Source organism: Oricola cellulosilytica (assembly GCF_019966575.1).
In the GTDB taxonomy this organism is placed as follows: Bacteria; Pseudomonadota; Alphaproteobacteria; order Rhizobiales; family Rhizobiaceae; genus Oricola; species Oricola cellulosilytica.
The window spans coordinates 477,956-499,556 of sequence record NZ_JAINFK010000001.1 but is presented as its reverse complement, the minus strand read 5'-3'; the positions used below and the strand labels follow the sequence as shown (position 1 = coordinate 499,556).

The window sequence follows — 21,601 nt, the reverse complement described above, 5'->3', positions numbered from 1 at the left end:
GCGGTTCGTGTTAGCATGACGGCCCGATGCTGAGGTTCTTTCCGGCGCTGGCGGTGGCGGTACTCTCGCTACCAATCCTCGCTGGTCTGGCGGGAACTGTGGTGCCGGCTTTTGGCTACCTGCCGGCACTTGGCGGCAACACGTTTTCGCTCGCGCCGTTTGCCGACCTGTTCTCTCAACCCGGACTGGTCCGTTCGTGCATCATAGCTTTCGCTAGCGGGGTCCTCACTGCGGCCATCTCGGTGGGGCTTGTCGCGCTGTTTGTCGCCGGCTGGGGGCAAACACGTGCGTTCCGCTTCGTTGAGGTCAGCGTATCGCCGCTTCTGGCGGTGCCGCACGCCGCCGCCGCGTTTGGTCTCGCCTTCATGATCGCTCCATCGGGGTTTCTCGCACGGCTGCTGTCGCCCTGGGCGACAGGGTGGACGCGCCCGCCCGACTGGCTGATCGTCAACGATCAACTGGGACTGTCGCTGATGGCGGGGTTGATCGTGAAGGAAGTGCCCTTCCTGCTCCTGATGACGCTGGCCGCTCTTCCGCAGGTGCCTGTCACAGCTTCACGCCGCCTTGCCATGACCCTAGGTTACGGGCGGGTGTCCGGCTTTCTGTATACCGTCTGGCCTTCGGTCTACCGGCAAATTCGGCTGGCGGTTTTCGCCGTAATCGCGTTCGCCACTTCGGTGGTCGACATGGCGATCATTCTCGGGCCGACAACACCGGCGTCCCTGCCCGTGCGTCTGGTCGAGTGGATGAATGATCCGGATCTCTCAGCACGGTTCATGGCATCGGCGGGCGCTGTTTTGCAGCTTGGCGTTACGCTGAGCGCGCTTCTGTTCTGGCTGGCGATCGAGCGCATAGCCGGGCAAATGCTGAGACTCTGCACCTTGAGGGGCCGACGGTTTCGGACGGATGCGCTCGCCCGGCGCGCCGCCTTCACTGCCATGGCTCTGATAGCCGTCATTGTCTTTGGCGGTCTTGGCGTCCTTTCCCTCTGGTCCGTTTCCGGACTCTGGCAGTTTCCGGACGTTCTGCCGGGTTCGCTCTCGCTGCGGGGCTGGCGGCAGACCATACCGCGTATCGGCAATCCCCTCTGGACGACGGTGACGGTCGGTGTCGCGGCCACACTTCTTTCCGGAATTCTCGCCATCGCGTGCCTTGCCCGCGAACAGCAGACCGGCCGATCGGCGGGCAATCAGGCCCTCTTCTTCATCTATCTCCCCCTACTTGTCCCGCAGGCCGGATTCGTATTCGGGCTCAAGCTGTTGTTGCTCTACGCCGAGGGCGGAGCGACATGGTCGGCGCTGGTTCTCGTGCATCTCGTCTTCGTGCTGCCCTATGTGTTTCTGTCGCTTTCGGCGCCATGGCGCGCATTCGACCGGCGCTACGAGGCGATCTCCGCGGGATTGGGAAAGACGGCGTGGACGACTTTCCTGGCCGTGCGCATGCCGATGTTGTCACGCGCGATCCTGACGGCACTGGCCGTCGGTTTCGCCGTTTCCGTTGCACAGTATCTTCCGACGCTGTTGATCGGCGCCGGCCGGCTGGTGACAATCACAACGGAGGCTGTCGCGCTCGGCGCAGGCGGGAATCGGCGCGTTATCGGAATTTACGCGTTTTTTCAGATGGTTTTGCCGTTTCTCGGCTTTGTCCTGGCGGCGCTTGTCCCGGCGTTGCTTTTCAGAAACCGGCGCGCCATGAAGGTGGCCTGATCTCGTCCCCGGAGCTGTCGTTGCCAGAAAATTCGTCGCCAGGTCTCCGTCTCGAGAAGGTGCGCATCGGCCTGAATAGCCGAACGCTGCTCTCGGTCGATCACCATGTCGGACCCGCCGATACGCTGACGATCATGGGTCCATCAGGCTCCGGCAAGTCCACCCTACTCGCCTACATAGGCGGCTTTCTCGACCAAGACTTCGTCGGGGAGGGTCGGGTGATCTGTGGCGGACGCGATATTACCATTCTGCCCGCGCAGGAGCGGCATGCCGGAATTCTCTTTCAGGACCCCCTGCTGTTTCCGCATATGTCGGTCGGCGGAAACCTAGTCTTCGCTCTACCGGCGTCGGTCACGACGGTGCGCGAGCGGCGCACGCGCGCCGAGGCGGCGCTGGAAGATGTGGGGCTGGGCGGACTTTTCGATCGGGATCCAGAGACACTTTCGGGAGGCCAGAAGGCCCGCGTAGCACTGGCACGGGTGCTGATCTCCGAGCCGAACTTCCTCCTGCTCGACGAACCATTCTCTAAGCTGGACATGCAGTTGCGCGATCAGATCCGCACATTGGTCTTCGAACAGGCGAGCCGCACTCGGTTGCCGGTTATTCTCGTCACCCACGATGAGTCGGATGCACGCGCTGCGCGCGGCGACGTGATCGAGGTCGGTGCATAGGTCATGACGGAATTCCGGTTACCGGGTCTGCCCGTTACGGCGGTTCTTCCGGAGATGCGGGCCGCGCTGTCGGGCGGCCGAAACGCCGTTCTCGTCGCACCCCCGGGAGCTGGCAAGACGACCCTCGTCCCCTTGGCGTTACTCGATGCGGCATGGCTGAATGGCAAGAAAATCATTCTTCTGGAGCCGAGGCGGCTGGCCGCCGGGGCGGCCGCCCGGCGCATGGCGGAACTGCTGGGCGAAGAGGTCGGCGAAACGGTCGGCTACCGCATGCGGCTGGACACGCGCGTCGGCCCTTCGACCCGCATTGAGGTGGTCACGGAAGGTGTCTTCCAGCGCATTGTCACCGGCGATCCCGAACTGGCAGGGATCGGGGCCGTTCTGTTTGATGAATTCCACGAGCGCAGCCTGGATGCTGATTTCGCGCTCGCGCTGACACTGGATGTTCAAGCCGGGCTGCGCGACGATCTCCGCATCGTCGTGATGTCGGCGACCCTCGATGGTGCGCGGGTATCCTGCCTTCTAGGCGGCCCTCCTGTGATCGAGAGCAGGGGACGTGCCTTCCCCGTAGAGATGCGTTATGAAGAGCGAACCGGCAACGAGCCCGTCGAATCGGCCGTCGCCCGGGCTATCCGCCGCACGCTTGCGACCGAAGACGGCAGCCTTCTCGTGTTTCTGCCGGGGCAGGCGGAAATTTACCGCGCGGCCAAGGCACTCGAGACGGGCCTCCCCGAGGATGTGTTTGTGGCACCGCTTTACGGCATGATGGAGATCGCCGACCAAGACCGGGCGATCAAGCCGCCGCCTGCGGGTACGCGCAAGGTTGTGCTGGCGACGGCGCTCGCCGAGACCTCTGTCACGATAGACGGCGTTCGTGTGGTGATCGACGGCGGCCTTGCTCGGCGTCCAGTGTTCGATCCGGCAAGTGGCTTGACACGCCTTGAAACCGGACGTGTGTCGCAGGCTGCCGCCACGCAGCGGGCTGGCCGCGCCGGCCGCACCGCGCCGGGCGTGGCAATTCGCCTGTGGCGCGAGGAACAGACCCGCGCCCTCGCTGCATTCGACCCGCCGGAAATTCTTAATGCCGATCTTTCCTCCCTTCTTCTCGACTGCCTTGAATGGGGCGTTGCGGATCCCGCATCGCTCCGCTTCCTCGATCCCCCGCCGGCGCCCGCGCTTTCCGAGGCGCGCGAACTCCTTTTTACACTTGGCGCCACCGGTCCGGACGGCAGCCTTACGGGGAAAGGCCGCATCATGCGCGAAATCGGACTGGGGGCACGGCTCGCGGCAATGGTTGCAGACGCGACCAGCGCTGGAGACGCATTCCGCCGCATGGCGCTGGGTCTTCTGATCAGCGAGCGCGGAGTCGGTGGGGGAGGTCTCGATCTTGCTTACCGGCTGGAGCGCATGCTGACTCAGAAGGGCGGGCGGGCAGCACGGCTGCGCGCCACGGCAAAGCGGTCCGTCGCTAGCGTGATGTTTGGGGTGGAGAGTACCGGAGGCCCAGCGAGTGCGGGAGCAATGCTGATCTCGGCCTTCCCGGACCGTATCGCAAGGGCGCGCAGTGGCGGGCGACCCGGACGTTTCGTGATGGCGAACGGGCGCGGCGTCTACGTGGATGAAGCCGACCGGCTTGCGTCAGAAGACTTCCTCGTGGTCGCCGAGGTAACGGGCAAGGCGCACGAAGGTCGTGTTTCGGCAGCCGCGCCAATAACCCTTGGCGAAATTCGCGAGACCCTCGCTGACCGTATAGAAGTGATTGATCAGATCGGCTTCGACAAGGTCCGCGGCGGGCTCTTCGCTAAGCGCATCGAAAGGTTCGGCTCGGTGACGCTGTCGTCATCCAATGTCCCCGTCGAACCGGGCGAGGCTGCGGTCGAAGCGTTGCTCGCAGGCATACGGCGGCACGGACTCGAGATTCTGCCCTGGTCTGAAACGTCTAAACGTCTTTTGGAGCGGCTGCGCTGGCTTCGCGCCTCCCTTGGCGCGCCGTGGCGCGAGATGGACGAAGGGAGTTTGCTGGACACCCTCGAAGACTGGCTGTCTCCTTATCTGGAGGGCGCCGTTGCGCTGAATCAACTCAGGGGCGGCGTTCTCCAAGATGCTCTGATCGCACGTCTGCCGTATGATTTGAGCCGGAAACTGAATGAACTGGCGCCGCAACACTACATTGCGCCGACCGGTACACGTGTTGAACTGGATTACCCAGCGGATGGTACGTCTCCAGCCATCGCCATTCGGGTGCAGGAACTCTTCGGCCTCACCTCGCATCCGTCGATTGGCGACGGAATCCCGCTGACGATCGAACTCCTTTCGCCTGCGAGACGTCCGATCCAGCGCACCCGGGACCTTCCGGGCTTTTGGTCCGGATCGTGGGCCTCGGTCAGGGCGGATCTGCGCGGGCGATATCCGAAGCATCCCTGGCCAGAGGATCCCGCCAGCGCCGCTGCGACCCGTACAGCGAAAACGCGTCGTTGATGTGTCGGTCATTGGTGCCATTCCCATAAAGGGCATGGACGCCTATATCGCTCCCATGGATTTCGCGATCGGACCGGAGGCGGGATTCGGCAACCGCCGTCTGCGCCTTTCGACACTCACCAACACACGCTGGATGGCTGCTCTCGGTCAGCTCTTGGCGGTCCTGTTCGTCGGACTCGTCCTCAAATTCGAACTACCTGTCATTCCATGTGTAATACTCATCGCGGTTGCGGTTTGCCTGAACATGGCGTTGACCTGGTTCTACCCCGCCAACCAGCGTCTTCGTCCGATGGGCGTGTTCGCCATTCTCGTTTTCGATGTCGCACAACTGGCGGGATTGCTGGCCCTTACCGGCGGATTGACAAACCCCTTTTCATTTCTGCTGGTCGTTCCGGTCATTATATCGGCGGCAACGCTACCGCCGCGGTTCACCGCCCTTCTCGCTCTGGTGGTGATCGGGGTCGCGACCCTCCTGATGTTTTTTCGCCTGCCCCTGCCGTGGTACCCCGACACACGCCTGGATATCCCTTTGGTATATGTGTTCGGTCTCTGGGTGGCGGTCGTCTCCTGTCTCGTATTCACAGCCTTTTACGTCTACCGGGTGGCCGAGGAGGCGCGCCGTCTTTCCGACGCCTTGGCGGCGACCGAACTTGTGCTGCAGCGCGAGCAACATATGTCCGCACTGGATGGCCTTGCAGCCGCCGCTGCGCATGAACTGGGGACCCCGCTTGCGACGATATCCCTTGTCGCGAAGGAAATGGAACGCGCCTCCGCGGATACGGAAGGCCTGAAGGAGGACATCGCACTGCTGCGCACGCAGGCCGACCGGTGCCGCGAGATCCTTCGCCGCCTGAGCACGCTCGGTACCTCCGATGGTGATCACATTTCCCGTGTTCCTCTCCGTGCGCTAGTCGAGGAAGTGATCGCACCGCATCGGGAATTCGGAATTGGGATCGTGGCTGAAGTGTCTGATCAGAGTGGGCCTGAACCGGTGGCAGGTCGCAATCCCGGAATCATTTACGGACTTGGAAATTTGGTTGAAAACGCGGTCGACTTCGCCAGGGAGGCGGTTGAGGTAAACATGGAATGGTCATTCGATACCGTGTCGATCCGGATCACGGATGACGGGCCAGGTTTTTCGCTCGAGGTCCTCGAGCATCTGGGTGAACCCGATTTGCCAGTGTCGCGCGTTAGGGACCGGCCGCGCAGGGGAGGAGGTGGTCTCGGTCTCGGTATCTTTATAGCAAAGACGCTGCTGGAAAGATCGGGAGCGACGCTTCACTTCAGCAATGCGTTTTCGGCAAGTGGGGGGGCCAGCGTTTTGGTCACTTGGCCAAGGTCATCCATGCATTCGCTTGCCGCGTAATGGACGAAGGAGATAAGGATGAGCGCAGCCGCCATGGATGAGCCAGTGGAATTGGAACCTGAACGCACCCTCTTGATCGTCGACGACGATCGGCTTTTCCTGCAGCGCTTGGCCCGGGCCATGGAAAGCCGCGGCTTCGTTGTCAGCATGGCCGAAACGGTCGCCGAGGGCCTGACCAGCGTGCAGGCAAGCCCACCAGCCTATGCAGTTGTCGACATGCGGCTCGGCGACGGCAATGGGCTTGACGTGATCGCGGCGATACGTGCGCGGCGTCCCGATTCACGAGCTATAGTCCTGACCGGCTACGGCAACATCGCGACAGCCGTCAACGCGGTGAAGCTGGGTGCGGTCGACTATCTTGCAAAGCCGGCGGACGCTGACGACATCTACACCGCGCTTACAACGCCCTCTGGTGAGAGGGTCGCTCCCCCGGAGAACCCCATGTCGGCGGATCGCGTGCGGTGGGAGCATATTCAACGCGTTTTCGAGATGTGCGATCGCAACGTGTCCGAGACGGCTCGCCGTCTCAACATGCATCGTCGCACATTGCAGCGCATCCTCGCCAAGCGCGCGCCCCGCTAGCTGATATCAGGGGCAAGTGGAGGGATGGCGCCCGCCAACTCAGCCAGATAGAGACGTTGGGCAGCGGCCTGCGCCAGACGCAGGGTGACGGCCTTGCGCCGTGCGGCTGGCAGCCTGTGCTCCGGCGCGCCCCTCAATGTTTCCGCGCCGTGCTCGTCAGCGCAGATGAAACCGCAATCCCGCGGGAAAATTTCTTCCGGCACGTCGCCGAGTGTAGCAAAGAACAAGCGGTCGCAGTAATCCCGATATTCCGGCCATTTGGTGTCGGCGCGCAAATCCTCCATCGATGACTTGATCTCGACGATCCAGATCGAGCCGTCCCTGAACAGTGCGAGGATGTCTGCCCGTCTGCCGCTGGCAAGAGTCAGTTCGGGGATGTGCGTAGCGCCCATGCCGCTTAGCAGAAGTTGCACCCCGCGTCTGATACGCAGCGCGCGCGCCGACTGGCGGCGGTCCTCAAGTGGATTTCGTGCGTGCAGATCGATCAACGGCATGTGGCTACTTTGCCACGATTCGCTGTCCATATGCATCAGGAAGGCTCGTGACACTTGCATGCCACGTGCGCTTTGGCACAGAAGCGTGTTCATGGTTAATCAATCATTGGTAGCTAGAACCGGTGATCTGAGCCGGACCTAGAGCCGGGGAGACCGGTGCAGTTCCGCATCGAATTGCCAGCCACTGAACGGGGGAGCAAGTTATGCGAGGCAGAGTTTTCTTTATCGCCGCGGCGGTGGCAGCAATGGCAATCGTGTCAGGGTGCACGACAAACTCCACTCAGTTTGCCAGCGCATACAAAGGCCGCTCGGACGGCGGATATGCCTTGCCCTCAATTCCACTCGCCAAGGTCGAACGCCAATATCGGCGCCAGATCGTGGATTACGCAACCAAGGAAAAGCCGGGCACGATTATCGTCGATACCGATGCCAAGTTTCTTCATCTGGTGCTCGAAGGCGGAAAGGCCATGCGGTACGGCATTGGCGTCGGGCGTGAGGGGTTCGAGTGGTCCGGGGTCGCCAAGGTTGGCTGGAAGCGCGAATGGCCGACATGGACGCCGCCTGCAGCGATGATTAAGCGGCAGCCGGAACTTGCGAAATACCGGGGAGGCATGAAGCCCGGTCTTACAAACCCTCTTGGCGCGCGCGCGCTCTACCTGATGCGCAATGGGCGCGACACCGGCTACCGCCTGCATGGAACGCCTGAGTGGTGGTCGATCGGCGGAGCCGTTTCCTCGGGCTGCATCCGTCTGATGAATCAGGACATCATAGACCTGTACGAACGGGTTCAACCCGGCGCGAAGGTCATAGTCTCCTGACTTTTGAGAGACCCTAAAGCAGAAAAGCCGGACATCGCGTCCGGCTTTTTCGTTCCGGCCGGAAAGAATTAGACGGCTTCTACGCCCTCGACCTCGGGAATGAAGTGGCGCAGAAGATTCTGGATGCCATGCTTCAAGGTGGCGGTGGATGACGGGCACCCGGCGCAAGCGCCTTTCATGTGCAAGAACACCGTTCCCTCGCGGTAACCGCGGAAAGTGATATCGCCCCCATCCTGCGCGACGGCCGGGCGAACGCGCGTATCCAGCAGTTCCTTGATCGTGGCGACGATGGTCTCGTCTTCGGCGTCGAAGAACTCTTCCCCGGCGGCGGCGCTCGCCTCTTCGCCCTGTGATGCCATAACCGGGGCGTCAGACATGAAGTGCTCCATGATGCCCGCCAGGATTGCGGGCTTCAGATGCTGCCACTCTGTCTCGTCGTCCTTGGTGATGGTGACGAAGTCGTAGCCGAAGAAAACGCCTGTAACACCGTCAACGGCGAACAGACGGGCCGCCAGCGGCGATTGCGCGGACGCGGCTTCCGGATCGCGGAAATCGGCGGTGCCCGCGTCCATGACGACCTTTCCGGGGAGGAATTTCAGTGTCGCCGGATTTGGCGTGGCTTCGGTCTGGATGAACATGAAATCACTCCGCGCGCAAATTGGAATAATTCTAAAATAAGCCGATTGATGCGCCACTTCAAGCGCGGTCACCGTATCACGAGAGGCTTTCGATGTCCTCGTCGCTGAGATTATAGGGGACAACGGTGACCGGAATTGGGAAGGCTGCGTTGCCCCCAGCGATCGACGAGACAAGCGGTCCCGGTCCCTCTTTCGCTGCACCCGCCGCCAGAACCAGAATGGCGATATCCTGATCCTCCTCGATCAGCGAATGGATTTCCTCGACCGGGACTCCCTCCCGGATAACGACTTCAGCCTCGACCCCTGCCTTGTCACGGGCAAGAGATGCATATCTGGCGAGGGCAGCTTCCGCTGTCTCCATCGCCTCCGCGCGCATCATCTGCTCCACACCGAGCCAGTGCTGGAAATCTCCGGGTTCAATGACATAGAGCAGGACGAGGCTGCCCTGTGTGCCCACAACGCGCCGGGCGGCATAAAACACCGCGCGCTCGCATTCCGGCGTGTCGTCAATCACCGCGAGGAATTTGCGCCGGTGCCCGGCTTCCTTGATTAGACGTTTTGTTACCATGGCCGTTAAATGGCACGCGGCTCAAGCCGCATCAAGCGGCCAGGTGGAGGGTGACATCGGCTAGAACGACAGGCCAATAATGCGCTTGACGTCGATCATCGTCTTTTCTGCCATGACCGAAGCCCGTTCCGCGCCGTTAGCAAGAATGCTGTCAATATGACTTGTGTCGGCCATCAGCCGGCGCATTTCGTCGGCAATCGGTGCGAGTTGCTCGATCGCCAGGTCAGCGAGCGCCGGCTTGAACGTCGAAAACTGCTGCCCGCCGAACTCGCGTAGAACGTCGTCCCTCGTTCGACCCGCGAGCGCCGCATAGATCCCTACGAGATTTGCCGCTTCCGGACGGTCTTCCAGACCCTCGGCTTCCGAAGGCAATGCCTCGGGGTCGGTCTTCGCCTTGCGAATCTTCTTGGCGATATCGTCGGAGGTATCAGTCAGATTGATGCGCGACAAATCCGACGGGTCCGACTTGGACATCTTCTTTGTTCCGTCGCGAAGGCTCATCACGCGGGTGGCCGGTCCTTCGATCAACGGCTCGGTCAATGGAAAATAGCCATTGACGGTTTCGTTGCCCATGGCGATTGGCACGCCGAGACCGAGTTCGCCGATACGCTCCGAATAATCGTTGTTGAACTTCTGGGCGACGTCCCGCGAGAACTCCAGATGCTGCTTCTGGTCATCGCCGACCGGCACGTGTGTTGCGCGGTAGAGCAGAATGTCGGCCGCCATCAGGGCGGGATAGGCGAACAGACCGGCGGAGGCGTTCTCGCGGTCCTTGCCGGCCTTTTCCTTGAACTGCGTCATGCGGCTGAGCCACCCCATTCGAGCTACACAGTTAAAGATCCATGCCAATTCAGAGTGTTGATGAACCCGGCTTTGGTTAAACACGATGTTTTTAGAGGGGTCGATGCCCGCCGCCAGGTAGGCAGCCGCCACCGATCGTGTCGCCTCGATCAGTGATTTTGGCTCCTGATAGACCGTAATCGCGTGCAGATCGACAACGCAGTAGATGCACTTATAGCTGCCTTGCAGAGCGACGAAATTGCGGATCGCGCCGAGGTAGTTTCCGAGCGTTAGATTTCCGCTCGGCTGCACTCCCGAGAACACAAGGGGTTCGAAGCTGCTCATCTGACATTCCCGAAGCTGGTGGAGGGCTCCGCCGCAGAGCGAGGCTCCCGACGCGAGGATAGGTTGCGCGCGGCTTATGACAGCAGGGCGCGCCGGGTTCAAGGCCAGTCAGGTTTCCTTGGCGGGGCTCGCCTTCCCTCCCCGTTTCAGCGACCGGATGAGCATTGATCGGTCGACCGCGCCGGTGGCGATAGCCAGGCCGAAATAGATCGCCACGCAGGCTGCGACGAGACCAGCGGCGAACAGCACCCGCATCAAAATGCCTGACGCGATGAACGCGTCTTCGATCGCAATCCACGCTCCATAGAGGAATGCGCCCATCACGATGCTGCAGACAACCGTAAGTCCGGCCCGGCGTAACGTTTCGGGCGCAGGCCGGAAATGGTCGCGGTGCCATAGGGTGACGCCGAGCAGCAAGGCGTTCGCCCAGCCCGCCAGGCTTGTTGCCGCGGCGATGCCGACATGACCTATCACTGGAAACATCAGCAGGCTGCCCGCCGCATTGACCACGAGCGAGACGAGCGAGAACCACATCGGAGTACGCATGTCCTCGCGGGCGAAAAATCCCGGTTGCAGCACCTTTATCATCACGAAGGAGGGTAGGCCTATTGCAAAGGCTGCAAGCGCGTGTGCTGTGGCCAGCGTCGTTTCATGGCTGAACGCTCCGCGTTCGTAGATCACGGCAACGAACGGGACCGGCGCGAGTGCAAGGGCGACAGCGGCGGGAAGGGTCAGCCCAAGTCCGAATTCCAGGCTCCTGTTTTGCAGTGAAAGCGCGGTCTTCTGCTCGTTCGCGCCGAGCGCGCGCGCAAGTTCCGGCAACAACACCACTCCGATTGCGATCCCGATGACACCGAGTGGAAGTTGATAGATGCGGTCGGCATAGTTCAGCAGCGCGATCGCACCGTCCTGCTGCGATGCGATTATCTGTCCCACGACCAGGTTGATCTGGACGATGCCGCCTGTCAGTGCGGCTGGTGCAGCCAGCTTCAGAAGGCGGCTGATTTGCGGTGTCAGGCGGGGAGGGCGGGGCACGAATCGGAAACCGGCGCGCACCAGACCAAAAACAAGAAGGCCCAGTTGCAGCAGTCCCGAGAAAACGACACCGACTGCGAGCGCGATCCCTACATCCTTGTCCGGCAGGTCGAAACGGATCGCCGCGAACAGCACGCTGATGAGAACGATGTTTAGGAGAACGGGTGCAAGCGCGGCCAGGAAATATTTCCGAAACGAATTGAGCACGCCGGTCAGCATCGCCACCAGCGACATGGCAGCAAGATACGGAAACATGATGCGAGCGAGGAGCACCGTCAGATCGAACTTTTCCGGCGTGTCCTGAAAGGCGGGCGCGATCACCGTTCCGGCCAGAAACGGCATAAAGATCAATGCGAAAACAGACAGAATGCCGAGAACGAGGACGAGGATCGAAAACACCTCGCCGGCAAACTTTGCCGCGCTCTGGTTGCCGTTGATCTCGACTTCCTTCGCGAAGATCGGAACGAAGGCCGCATTGAATGCGCCCTCCGCGAACAGGCGGCGAAAAAGGTTCGGAAACCGCAGTGCGGCATAGAAGGCATCTGCGACCGGTCCCGCGCCCAGCACGGCTGCGATCGTTGCCTCGCGAACAAAACCGAGAACGCGACTAGCCGAGGTGGCTCCTCCGACGCCGATGAATTTTACGAATAAGCTCATACGCTTCCGGAGGCTCCGGGCGTGGATTTGGCGAGGCCGGCACTGACTTGGACGACCGGGTTCTCATCGGCGCGTCCCTTGAGAACGTCGACCAAGACTTTCCGAATACGCTTCTGGCGTGAGGGATCGGTGATCTTCTGGCCGGTCAGGTCGGTAACATAGAACGTATCGACCACCTTTTCGCCAAAGGTTGTGATGTGGGCTGAGCGAATATCGAGCGTTAGATCCGACAACGCGCCGGTGATCTCCGACAGGATGCCGGGACGGTCGAGACCCTCAATCTCGATCACCGAGAATCGGTTGGAGAGCGTATTCTTGATAGCCACTGCCGGTTGAATGGAAAATGCCTTCAGGGTGCGCTTTGGCTTCATCTTGTGCGCCAGGATGTCCGGGAGGTATGTCTTGCCGGAGAGAACATCCTCGATCGCGCGCCCGATACGCTTGGCGCGCCGCAGTTCGTCGCCATCGTCGGTGAATTCGCGATTGATGAAGATCGTGTCGAGGGCCCACCCGTCCCGTGTCGTGAAAATGTGCGCGCCGTCGATCTTCGCGCCTGCGCTGGAACACGCCGCAGCGATCACTGACAACAGACGCGGGTGATCCGGGGCTAGCACGGTGATTTCCGTGATCGCCTGGAACGAACTGGTTCGCACTTCTGTGGCAAGTTTCTGGTCGGCGGCAAGTGCCTCCCGCATGAACTCGGCGTGTCGAACCTGGTCATCAATGTCCACTGTCAGGAGGTAGTTGTCATAGTGCTGCGAGACGTGCCGCGTCCGCGCCGCTCTCGGCCAGTGGGAAAGCCGCTCCGCCAGCTCCTTGCGGGCGAGAGCAGCCCGGTCCTTGCGATTGATTTCGGCGAAGTCGCCCGTCAGTGCGATTTCCACCTCGGTAAAGAGGGTCCGCAGCAATTGGCCTTTCCATCCATTCCAGACGCCGGGACCCACGGCCCGGATGTCGCAAACCGTAAGAATGACGAGAAGCTTCAACCGAAATAACGTTTGCACGGTCGACGCAAAATCCTCGATTGTCTTGCGGTCCGATAGATCGCGTGATTGCGCGACCGTGCTCATGCTGAGATGTTCGCGTATAAGCCAGGCAACGGTCTCGGTCTCCTCGGTCGTCAATCCGAGCCGGGGGCAGAGTTTCTCTGCAACCGCGGCCCCGGCGATCGAGTGATCTTCCGGCCGGCCCTTGGCGATGTCGTGGAGAAAGAGCGCGACATAGAGAATCCGCCGGTGCTCCTCGAGTTCAGGCAGCAGCGCAGAAGCGAGAGGGTGTTCTTCTTCAAGGTTGCCTTGCTCGATGCTTGAAAGCACATCGACCGAGCGGATGAGGTGCTCGTCGACCGTAAAGTGATGATACATGTTGAACTGCATCATCGCGACGACCTTGCCGAAATCGGGAATGAAACGCCCGAGCACGCCGGCCTCGTTCATGCGCCGGAGATTGAGTCCAGGATTTTTGTGCGAGGTCAGAATCTCGACAAACAGCCGGTTGGCTTCGGGATCGTTGCGCAGCGATTTCTTGATGAGCTTGAGAGACCGACGGACCAATTGCAACGCATCCGGGTGATAATCCAGGCCGTCGCGGTCTGCAAACCAGAACATGCGGATGATGTTGACCGGGTCGCGGCTGAACGTTTTCTTGTCGGCGATATTGATCCGCTTGTTGTCGATGATGAAATCGCTAGTGCCGCGGATCTTCTGGGTCCGGCGATTGAACGGCAGGGTTTGCAAGAGCCTGTTGAAGGAGGGGACCTGCTTGACATCCTCTTCCTCTAGTTGGGCACAAAATATGCGCGTCAGATCGCCGACATCCTTGGCAATGAGGAAGTAATGCTTCATGAAGCGCTCGACGCCCTTCAGGCCCGCATGGCCCTTGTAGTCGAGCCGGTCGGCGAGATCCCGCTGCACCTCGAAGCCGATTCGCTCCTCGGCCTTGCCGGTCAGGAAATGGAGATGACAGCGTACCGCCCACAGAAAGTCCTCGCATTTGACGAAGAGATTGTACTCGGCGCGGCTGAAGACCCCCTTCTTGACCAGTTCCGCACGGTTGGAAACCCGGTAGAAATATTTGGCGATCCAGAAGAGAGTCTGCAGATCGCGCAATCCTCCCTTGCCGTCCTTGATATTTGGTTCCACGACGTAGCGGGTTTCGCCCATGCGCTTGTGGCGCGCGTCGCGTTCGGCGAGCTTGGCCTGAATGAAGGATGATGCCGAGCCGCTGACGACTTCCTCGTCGAACCGCACCTGCAATTCCTTGAAAAGGGACTTCTCGCCGTAGATGTAGCGGGCGTCCAGGATCGAGGTGGAGATCGTCGCGTCGGTCTTTGAGAGGCGGACACACTCGTCGACGGAGCGCGTGGCGTGCCCAACCTTAAGGCTCAGGTCCCAGAGCATGTAGAGAATATACTCGGCCAGTTGTTCGCCCAGCGGCGTCTGCTTGTACGGCAGCACGAACAGCAGGTCGATGTCGGAGCCGGGCGCGAGCGTCGCCCGCCCGTAGCCGCCCACGGCAACCAGCGCGAGCCGCTCGCCACTGGACAGATTATTGACGCGAAATACGTCGTTCAGCGCGAAATCGTAGACTGCGCGGACAATCGCGTCGAGCAGGTCGGAAATTTGCTTGGCGCAGTCCGTGCCTTTGCCACTTTCGAATAACCGTCTTTCGGCCACCTGCCGTCCCGTTGCCAGAACCCATTTCAGATGTGCCAGCACATCGGTCCGCGCGGCCGGCGATCCCCCATCGCCGTGTCGCGCCGCGATGGCGGAGAGTTCGGTGCGTATTGATTCGTGATCGACGCCCGGCAGGGGCGGTTTCGCTGCGGTTGACATCAGCGGCTCTACTACAGAAGCTTCACTCAAATGTCACACGTTCACCGCGGTTTGCCGCGATGAATATCCTTGAGCCTGTAAAGCGCTTCCAGGGCTTCGCGCGGCGAAAGATCGTCCGGCGCGAGATTCTCCACGGCCTGTTCGAGAGCGTTCGATTTGGGTTGCGGCGCATCGTGTCTCGCCACAGCTGAAAACAGCGGAAGATCGTCGATGAGCTTGCTGGCCTTCGTGTCGCGGCCTTGGGCCTCCAGTTGGTCCAGTACAGCGCGAGCGCGCAGGACGACGCTTTCCGGCAGTCCGGCGAGCTTGGCGACCTGAACGCCGTAGGAGCGGTCCGCCGCGCCCCTTCCCACCTCGTGCAGGAAAATCACGTCGCCTTCCCATTCCTTCACTCGCATCGTGACGTTATGCAGGCTGCTGAGCGTCTCCGATAGCGCAGTCAGTTCGTGGAAGTGCGTCGCGAACAGCGTTCGGCAGCGGTTCTCGCCATGCAGGTGTTCCACCGTCGCCCACGCGATTGAGAGGCCGTCGAAGGTAGACGTGCCGCGTCCAATTTCATCCAGAATGACCAGCGATCGGTCGCCGGCCTGATTGAGGATCGCGGCCGTCTCGACCATCTCGACCATGAATGTGGAGCGGCCGCGCGCCAGATCGTCCGAGGCGCCGACGCGGCTGAAGAGCCGGTCGACGACGCCCAAATGAGCGCTGCCCGCGGGTACGAAGGCGCCCATCTGCGCAAGGATCGCGATCAACGCATTCTGCCGAAGGAAGGTGGACTTGCCGCCCATGTTCGGGCCGGTAAGGAGCCAGATGGCACCCTGTTCGCTGTTTCCCTCGGGGGAAAGGTCACAATCATTGGCAACGAACGGATTGGCGGCCTGCTTGCGCAGCGCCTGTTCGACCACCGGATGGCGACCGGCCGTAACGGCGAAGTTTCGGCTGTCATCGACCTTCGGCCGACAATATCCTTCGCTTTCCGCAAGCCTGGCGAGACCCATCGACACGTCGATAACGGCGATCGCATTGGCCGCACCGCGAAGTGATTCGGCGGCCTCGATGACCCGTGCCTGCAGCCCGTCGAATATCTCCATCTCGATGGAGAGCGCCCGGTCGGCGGCATTAGCGATCCTGCTTTCCAGATCGGCGAGCTCCGTTGTCGTGAACCGCATGGCGCTCGCCAGCGTTTGCCGGTGAATGAATCGGCCTTTCGCCTCGTCCGTTGCGGTCAGGGCATCAGCATTGAGGGCCGTCACCTCGATGAAGTAACCCAACACATTATTGTACTTGATCTTCAGCGACCGGACGCCTGTTTCTTCCGCATAGCTCGATTGTAGCGCGGCGATCACCTTGCGCGATTCGTCGCGCAGCGCCCGCAATTCGTCGAGTTCCTCATGGTAGCCTGCGCGCACGAAACCGCCATCACGTTTCAGAAAGGGCACCTCGTCGGCCAATGCGGCGTCGAGATCCCGCATCACCACCCCGGGAGCGCTGCTCAGGAACTCGTGTGCCTCGAGCAGTTCCTTCGGCAACTCTTCGCGATGGAGAAGCTCTCGAACGGCATTGGCGATTTGGAGACCGTCGCGAATGGCGGCAAGATCCCGCGGACCGCCACGGTTGAGCGACAGCCGCGACAATGCGCGCAGCATGTCAGGACAGCGTTTGAGACATTCGCGCATTTGGCCGGGAAGCGCATCGTCGGCAATGAGAAAAAATGAAACAGAATCAAGACGTTCGTTGATGGTGCAATAATCGGTCAGCGGCGAGCGCAGGCGTTCGGCAAGCAGGCGGGCCCCTCCCCCCGTCACCGTCCGGTCGACGGCTTTCAGCAGGCTGCCCTCCCGCGAGCCGGACAGCGTCCTCTCGATCTCGAGATTGGCCCGCGTTGCCGCATCGATGAATAGCGTCCCGGCAGCATCGTCTCGCTGCGGCCGTTGCAGTACCGGCCGTTCCGATATTTGCGTTCGCTCGACATAGGCGAGGGCGCCCGATGCGGCCGACAGTTCCGCGCGGTTGAAACGCCCGAAACCGTCCAGCGTATTGACCCCGTAGAAGCGGGTCAGCCGATCCTGCGCCGAAGCGCTGTCGAACAGGCTTGGAGGCAGAGGAGTCACCGCAAGGCCGAGCGTGTCGAATACGGGTCGCAGGGCAGGATCGTGAAAAACGCTTTCCGACACGGTTATCTCGCGCGGCGCGATGCGAAGGATGTCTGACAGGAGACGGTCGGGCGCCGTTTCGCTCAGCCGGAACTGGCCGGTCGAAATGTCGATCCACGCAAGTGCCATTTCGGGCGTGGCTGCAGTACCTTTCGTGCGTCCGATAGAAAGAAAATAGCTTGTCTCGGATGGATCGAGCAATCTCTCCTCGGTGATCGTGCCCGGCGTGACCAGCCGGGTGACGTCGCGCCGCACAACGGATTTCGATCCGCGTTTCTTCGCTTCCGCCGGATCCTCTAATTGCTCGCAAACGGCGACGCGAAAGCCTTTCGCGATCAACTTTTGGAGATAGTCGTCTGCGGCATGAACGGGCACGCCACACATGGCGATGTCCTCATTCAGGTGCCTACCGCGTTTCGTCAGGGTGATGCCGAGCGCCCGCGACGCGATTTCCGCGTCGGCGAAGAACAGTTCGTAGAAATCCCCCATCCTATAAAATAGCAGAGCGTCGGAATGGGCTGCCTTGATGTCGAGATACTGTGCCATCATCGGCGTGGCAGCGGCTGGCGCCGGCGATGATGGCGGTGGTTCTTCCGGCAGGGTGCTTTTGGCAGCGGCAGGCATTCCCAGTTCTTAGTCGCGTTTACAGGTGGGGAAAATAGCCTTGCCGAAAGTCCCCAATCTTCCTTCGCCGGAAAGGACAAGGATATCTCTCGAAGGGGGCAGCGATTGCCGCCTGCCTGGACATTTGCCCAAGAGGGAAAATTCCTACCCCGCTGGCGCGAAACGCCCGGCGTCGGAGCCATAGTGCCGCACGTAGCGGTCGCTGATCGTCTCGACCGGCAGTATCACCATGACATCGGTTGTGCCGAAGGCAGGGTCAACGACCGCGAAGTCGGAGAATTTCGCGCCGAGCCGCAGGTAACCTTTGATTAGGGGCGGCATCGCCGCGAGCGCCGCGCGCGCGTCGATCGCCTCGACAGGCATCATGTCCAGTTCGGTGAAATCGGGTGCTGCGGGAGCGACGTTCCATTCTGTCGGCGCGCTCGCATGTTGATGCAGGAAGGAGAGGGGCAACGCATGCGCAGCTGGCACCACTCCGGGAAATGAGGCGCAACCCACCATCACGTCCACGTCATGTTGCAGGCAGTAGGCCCAGATACCTTGCCACAGCAATTCGATCGTGCGCTTCGACCTGTAAGCGGGCAGAACACATGACCGTCCGAGTTCCAGGAAACGTTTGCAGGGATGGCGTGCGATCAAGGATTCGATGCGATATTCGCTGGCTGAATAGAATCCCCCTGAGCGAACAGCGGCGTCGTCGCGCAGCAGACGGTATGTGCCTATGATGTTGTCGGCGTCGCGTCCCGGCCGGTGCGTGTCGATCACGATCAAATGATCGCAGACTGCGTCGAAACGGTCTTCGTCGCGCCCGCCGTCGCAGTCAGGCGCGCGTGCGCCCCTCTCCGCGATGAAGATTTGATAGCGCAGACGCTGCGCGGCGGTGCGCTCGTCATCCGTGACCGCGAGGCGGACCTGCAACCCGCCGATCTGACCCAGCAATCCGGTACTGGGGCCAAGCGAAGCCGGGCGGGTATTCCCTCCTGCCAAACCTGAAGCCGTGATTTCCATGAAACGCCTCATCTCCGCTCGTCCCGCCGAATCTTCATCCGGCGTTCGGAGTCCCGATATTAGCCTATTGCGACAAAGGAATGACCTTCGCCGACCGCCTAAGCTACCTGCTGCTTCAGCATTACCAGTTTGTCGGCCAATGCGCCCGCTTCCAGCGGCTTGGTCAAGATACCGTCGGCTCCGGCGTCCAGGACATTTCGGGCGGTTTCCGGCAGTATGTCGGCGGTTATTGCGATGATCGGCGTGTGGCGGGACCGATTACCATCTTCCTCCCGGCGAATGACCTGGATCGCGTCAATGCCATCCATGCCCGGCATGTGAAGATCCATCAGGATCACGTCGAATTGGGATGTGCCGCCGTTCTTTCCCGGTGTCACGGCCTCGACCGCGTCACGGCCATTGTCGACATGTCGGACGCGATGTCCAAGGCGTTCGAGCATTCTGAGCGTCAGAAGGGCGTTCACCGGATTGTCCTCGGCGAGAAGCACGTTCAAGCCGTGGAGGGGCCGGGGTTTTCCTACAATACCATGTTCTGGCATCGCTTTAATTTGGCCCCTGGCAAAGCGGTCGCCGATCACACGAAGCAGCGTCTCCGCGCGGACGGGACGTGTCATGAAGGATTGCTCGTGCTGCTTGAAGGCTGCACCGAGTGTATTTCGCTGCTCGGCGCGAATGAGCGCGACGACCTTTTCGAACGCGTGCCCTCCGGCGAGAAACGCTTCCGCTCCACCTTCGATCCGGTCGTCCACCAGAAGGATCGTGTCACCACCCCGGTGCGCATTCGCCAGATTTTCGGTATCGGCGGCGACCTCGGTGGTCGCCCCGGCGTCCTGCAGCATCCGCCCGATCAACTCCGCTTCTGTCGAGGCCGGACTGGCGATAACAGCGTGAATGCCGGTCAGCCGGTGTTGAGGCAATTCTTCCGCAACCGGATCGCAGACCGGAAACGTCACCGAGAACTGCGCGCCGTGGCCAGGCTTGCTCTCGACGGCAATGGTGCCGCCGGCTGCCTCTGCGATACGCCTCGAGATTGCGAGGCCGAGTCCGATGCCTTCGTGCGGCCGGTTCATGCCCGTCCGCGCCTGTTCAAACTCTCCGAATATCCGGCTCTGCTCGTCGGCATCGATCCCCGGTCCGGTGTCGGACACGAGGATATGCAGGACACCCTGGTGATGATCGACCTCGATCGAGACGCCGCCCGTATCGGTGAATTTGATGGCGTTGCCAACGATGTTGACGAGAATCTGCCGCAACCGCTCTGCGTCAAAGAGGGCGGATTCGGGAACGGCGGGGGAAACATAGTAGCCAAGATCGACGTCCTTGGCGTAGGCGCGGCCGCACTGCAGTTCGACCACTGCGCCGATCAGTGGCCGAACTGCCGCGCGTTGGGGGCGCAGTTCCGGTTCTCCTGCTTCGAACCGGGCAAATTCCATCAGGTCCTCGACAAGCGAAAGCAGTGACTCTCCAGAGACGGTGATGGCATCGACGTAATTGCGCTGCTCGGGGGTAAGGGGCGTGTCGGCAAGCAGCTTCCCCACGCCGATGATGCCGTTCAGCGGCGTTCGCAGCTCATGGCTCGTCATTGCCAGCAGGCGCGCCTGGGCCCTGTTGGCGCGCTGGGCATCATCACTGGCATGCTTGAGGGCCGCCATCTCCGCTGCGCTTCCCGCTCGCCTGGGGCCGGTCGTCAGCAACTTGCGCAAGGCAGCGCCTACGCGGGTTAAATGCCTGGATGGAAGACCGGACGACATTGGTATTCCCTAGCAGAACTAAGTTAGCGGGCGGTTCTACCAACCGTTAAAATTTGCCCGAACTGCCCCGTATCAGGCCATCATGTCGACGACGACGCGGCCGCGTACCTTGCCTTCGAGGATTCCGTGTGCGGTTTCGATGAGATCGTCAAACCCAATCGACGTTGCTAGGCTACCGAGCTTCGAGGAATCGAGATCGCTGGCGATCCGCGCCCAGGCTTCCTCGCGCAACGCGACCGGCGCCATCACGGAGTCGATCCCCAGCAACGAGACGCCGCGCAGGATGAACGGCATCACGGTTGCCGGCAGGTCAAAACCCTGCGCCAGTCCGCAAGCAGCGACCGCTCCTCCATAATGGGTCTGGGCGAGAACGTTGGCGAGTGTGTGGGAGCCGACCGAATCGATACCTGCCGCCCAGCGTTCCTTGCCGAGGGGCTTGCCTGGCTCCGAAAGTTCCGCCCGGTCGATAATCTCCGCGGCGCCCAACCCCTTCAAAAAATTTTGGTCGTGTGTGCGCCCCGTCGAAGCGATGACGAAATAGCCGAGATTGCCGAGAATCGACACGGCGACCGACCCGACGCCGCCCGAAGCGCCCGTGACGACGACCGGGCCGCGGTCAGGATTGATGCCGTGGCGCTCGAGTGCAAGGATTGAAAGCATCGCGGTGTAGCCGGCCGTTCCGACCGCCATCGCGTCATGCGCCGACATGCCCTCCGGAAGTCCGATCAGCCAATCGCCATTGACCCGCGATTTGGCGGCATAGGCGCCGTAATGCGTTTCGCCGGTCCCCCAGCCGTTGAGAATCACCTTGTCACCGGCCTTCCAGCGCGGGTGGCTCGAACTCTCCACGGTGCCGGCCAGATCGATACCGGGAATCATCGGCCAGCGGCGCACGACCGGGGACTTGCCGGTGATCGCCAGACCGTCCTTGTAATTGACGGTCGTCGCCTCGACCGAGACCACCACGTCGCCTTCCATCAGATCGTCGACGGTGAGCGTCTCCACCGACACCGACTGATTCTTTTCGTCGTCCCGCGAGACCATGATGGCCTTGAAACTATCCGACATGCGCTTCTCCCGTTTCGCTCGCAGC

General features: G+C 61.3%; 16 protein-coding genes. 6 read left to right on the top strand and 10 right to left on the bottom strand.

Annotated features, from left to right (window positions below; genetic code table 11):
• Window positions 1-26: 26 nt before the first annotated feature.
• Genes LC298_RS02320 through LC298_RS02300 form a run of 5 tightly spaced genes read left to right on the top strand, consistent with a single transcriptional unit; the run spans window position 27 to window position 6,803 of the window.
• Complete coding sequence (locus LC298_RS02320; protein WP_131565026.1) at window positions 27-1,706, top strand: ABC transporter permease; 1,680 nt, start codon at window positions 27-29, stop codon at window positions 1,704-1,706.
• A gap of 20 nt (window positions 1,707-1,726) precedes the next feature.
• Complete coding sequence (locus tag LC298_RS02315) at window positions 1,727-2,377, top strand: ATP-binding cassette domain-containing protein (RefSeq protein WP_131565028.1); 651 nt, start codon at window positions 1,727-1,729, stop codon at window positions 2,375-2,377.
• 3 nt (window positions 2,378-2,380) lie between these two features.
• Window positions 2,381-4,855 (top strand): ATP-dependent helicase HrpB, encoded by a 2,475-nt coding sequence (gene hrpB, locus LC298_RS02310; protein ID WP_131565029.1) that lies wholly within the window; start codon window positions 2,381-2,383, stop codon window positions 4,853-4,855.
• Window positions 4,856-4,910: 55 nt separating this feature from the next.
• On the top strand, window positions 4,911-6,221 hold the full coding sequence (locus LC298_RS02305) for an ActS/PrrB/RegB family redox-sensitive histidine kinase (protein WP_131565860.1): 1,311 nt from the start codon (window positions 4,911-4,913) through the stop codon (window positions 6,219-6,221).
• 18 nt (window positions 6,222-6,239) lie between these two features.
• Window positions 6,240-6,803: an ActR/PrrA/RegA family redox response regulator transcription factor gene (locus LC298_RS02300; protein WP_131565031.1), complete on the top strand. Its 564-nt coding sequence runs from the start codon at window positions 6,240-6,242 to the stop codon at window positions 6,801-6,803.
• On the opposite strand, the gene LC298_RS02295 is transcribed toward LC298_RS02300, so the two are convergent.
• Window positions 6,800-7,297 (bottom strand): MmcB family DNA repair protein, encoded by a 498-nt coding sequence (locus LC298_RS02295; protein WP_131565862.1) that lies wholly within the window; start codon window positions 7,295-7,297, stop codon window positions 6,800-6,802. The genes LC298_RS02300 and LC298_RS02295 overlap by 4 nt on opposite strands.
• Before the next feature lie 203 nt (window positions 7,298-7,500).
• Between LC298_RS02295 and LC298_RS02290 the strand changes: the two genes are divergently transcribed.
• A complete protein-coding gene (locus tag LC298_RS02290; protein WP_131565033.1) occupies window positions 7,501-8,115 on the top strand; it encodes a L,D-transpeptidase in 615 nt (204 codons plus the stop codon).
• A 68-nt stretch (window positions 8,116-8,183) separates the two neighbouring features.
• Here LC298_RS02290 and LC298_RS02285 read toward each other — a convergent pair whose 3' ends face one another.
• From LC298_RS02285 to acuI, 9 genes are all read right to left on the bottom strand, one after another.
• Window positions 8,184-8,753 carry a NifU family protein gene (locus LC298_RS02285; RefSeq protein ID WP_131565035.1) on the bottom strand — a complete coding sequence of 190 codons (570 nt, stop codon included), beginning with the start codon at window positions 8,751-8,753 and terminating at the stop codon, window positions 8,184-8,186.
• A gap of 76 nt (window positions 8,754-8,829) precedes the next feature.
• Window positions 8,830-9,321: a universal stress protein gene (locus tag LC298_RS02280; RefSeq protein ID WP_131565037.1), complete on the bottom strand. Its 492-nt coding sequence runs from the start codon at window positions 9,319-9,321 to the stop codon at window positions 8,830-8,832.
• 60 nt (window positions 9,322-9,381) lie between these two features.
• The gene (trpS, locus tag LC298_RS02275; protein ID WP_131565039.1) at window positions 9,382-10,446 is read right to left on the bottom strand and encodes a tryptophan--tRNA ligase; all 1,065 of its coding nucleotides are present in this window, start codon (window positions 10,444-10,446) and stop codon (window positions 9,382-9,384) included.
• 108 nt (window positions 10,447-10,554) lie between these two features.
• A complete protein-coding gene (murJ, locus tag LC298_RS02270) occupies window positions 10,555-12,138 on the bottom strand; it encodes a murein biosynthesis integral membrane protein MurJ (protein WP_131565041.1) in 1,584 nt (527 codons plus the stop codon).
• Window positions 12,135-14,972 carry a [protein-PII] uridylyltransferase gene (locus LC298_RS02265; protein ID WP_131565043.1) on the bottom strand — a complete coding sequence of 946 codons (2,838 nt, stop codon included), beginning with the start codon at window positions 14,970-14,972 and terminating at the stop codon, window positions 12,135-12,137. The genes murJ and LC298_RS02265 overlap by 4 nt, the downstream gene beginning before the upstream one ends.
• A 41-nt stretch (window positions 14,973-15,013) precedes the next feature.
• Window positions 15,014-17,749: a DNA mismatch repair protein MutS gene (gene mutS / locus LC298_RS02260; protein ID WP_131565045.1), complete on the bottom strand. Its 2,736-nt coding sequence runs from the start codon at window positions 17,747-17,749 to the stop codon at window positions 15,014-15,016.
• 144 nt (window positions 17,750-17,893) lie between these two features.
• A complete protein-coding gene (olsB, locus tag LC298_RS02255) occupies window positions 17,894-18,751 on the bottom strand; it encodes a l-ornithine N(alpha)-acyltransferase (RefSeq protein WP_428977527.1) in 858 nt (285 codons plus the stop codon).
• A 104-nt stretch (window positions 18,752-18,855) separates the two neighbouring features.
• On the bottom strand, window positions 18,856-20,409 hold the full coding sequence (locus tag LC298_RS02250; RefSeq protein WP_158284669.1) for an ATP-binding protein: 1,554 nt from the start codon (window positions 20,407-20,409) through the stop codon (window positions 18,856-18,858).
• Between the two features lie 171 nt (window positions 20,410-20,580).
• Window positions 20,581-21,576, bottom strand: coding sequence for an acrylyl-CoA reductase (NADPH) (acuI, locus tag LC298_RS02245; protein WP_131565051.1), 996 nt, complete (start codon window positions 21,574-21,576; stop codon window positions 20,581-20,583).
• Window positions 21,577-21,601: the final 25 nt, after the last annotated feature.

What these genes read in the sequence shown, in the direction of transcription:
- mutS (WP_131565045.1), bottom strand. Translation starts at nt 17,749, where the DNA reads ATGCCTGCCGCTGCCAAAAGCACCCTGCCGGAAGAACCACCGCCATCA.
- LC298_RS02290 (WP_131565033.1), top strand. Translation starts at nt 7,501, where the DNA reads ATGCGAGGCAGAGTTTTCTTTATCGCCGCGGCGGTGGCAGCAATGGCA.
- LC298_RS02285 (WP_131565035.1), bottom strand. Translation starts at nt 8,753, where the DNA reads ATGTTCATCCAGACCGAAGCCACGCCAAATCCGGCGACACTGAAATTC.
- LC298_RS02295 (WP_131565862.1), bottom strand. Translation starts at nt 7,297, where the DNA reads ATGCCGTTGATCGATCTGCACGCACGAAATCCACTTGAGGACCGCCGC.
- LC298_RS02305 (WP_131565860.1), top strand. Translation starts at nt 4,911, where the DNA reads ATGGATTTCGCGATCGGACCGGAGGCGGGATTCGGCAACCGCCGTCTG.
- LC298_RS02250 (WP_158284669.1), bottom strand. Translation starts at nt 20,409, where the DNA reads ATGGCGGCCCTCAAGCATGCCAGTGATGATGCCCAGCGCGCCAACAGG.
- LC298_RS02320 (WP_131565026.1), top strand. Translation starts at nt 27, where the DNA reads ATGCTGAGGTTCTTTCCGGCGCTGGCGGTGGCGGTACTCTCGCTACCA.
- trpS (WP_131565039.1), bottom strand. Translation starts at nt 10,446, where the DNA reads ATGAGCAGCTTCGAACCCCTTGTGTTCTCGGGAGTGCAGCCGAGCGGA.
- LC298_RS02300 (WP_131565031.1), top strand. Translation starts at nt 6,240, where the DNA reads ATGAGCGCAGCCGCCATGGATGAGCCAGTGGAATTGGAACCTGAACGC.
- hrpB (WP_131565029.1), top strand. Translation starts at nt 2,381, where the DNA reads ATGACGGAATTCCGGTTACCGGGTCTGCCCGTTACGGCGGTTCTTCCG.
- LC298_RS02280 (WP_131565037.1), bottom strand. Translation starts at nt 9,321, where the DNA reads ATGGTAACAAAACGTCTAATCAAGGAAGCCGGGCACCGGCGCAAATTC.
- acuI (WP_131565051.1), bottom strand. Translation starts at nt 21,576, where the DNA reads ATGTCGGATAGTTTCAAGGCCATCATGGTCTCGCGGGACGACGAAAAG.
- murJ (WP_131565041.1), bottom strand. Translation starts at nt 12,138, where the DNA reads ATGAGCTTATTCGTAAAATTCATCGGCGTCGGAGGAGCCACCTCGGCT.
- LC298_RS02265 (WP_131565043.1), bottom strand. Translation starts at nt 14,972, where the DNA reads ATGTCAACCGCAGCGAAACCGCCCCTGCCGGGCGTCGATCACGAATCA.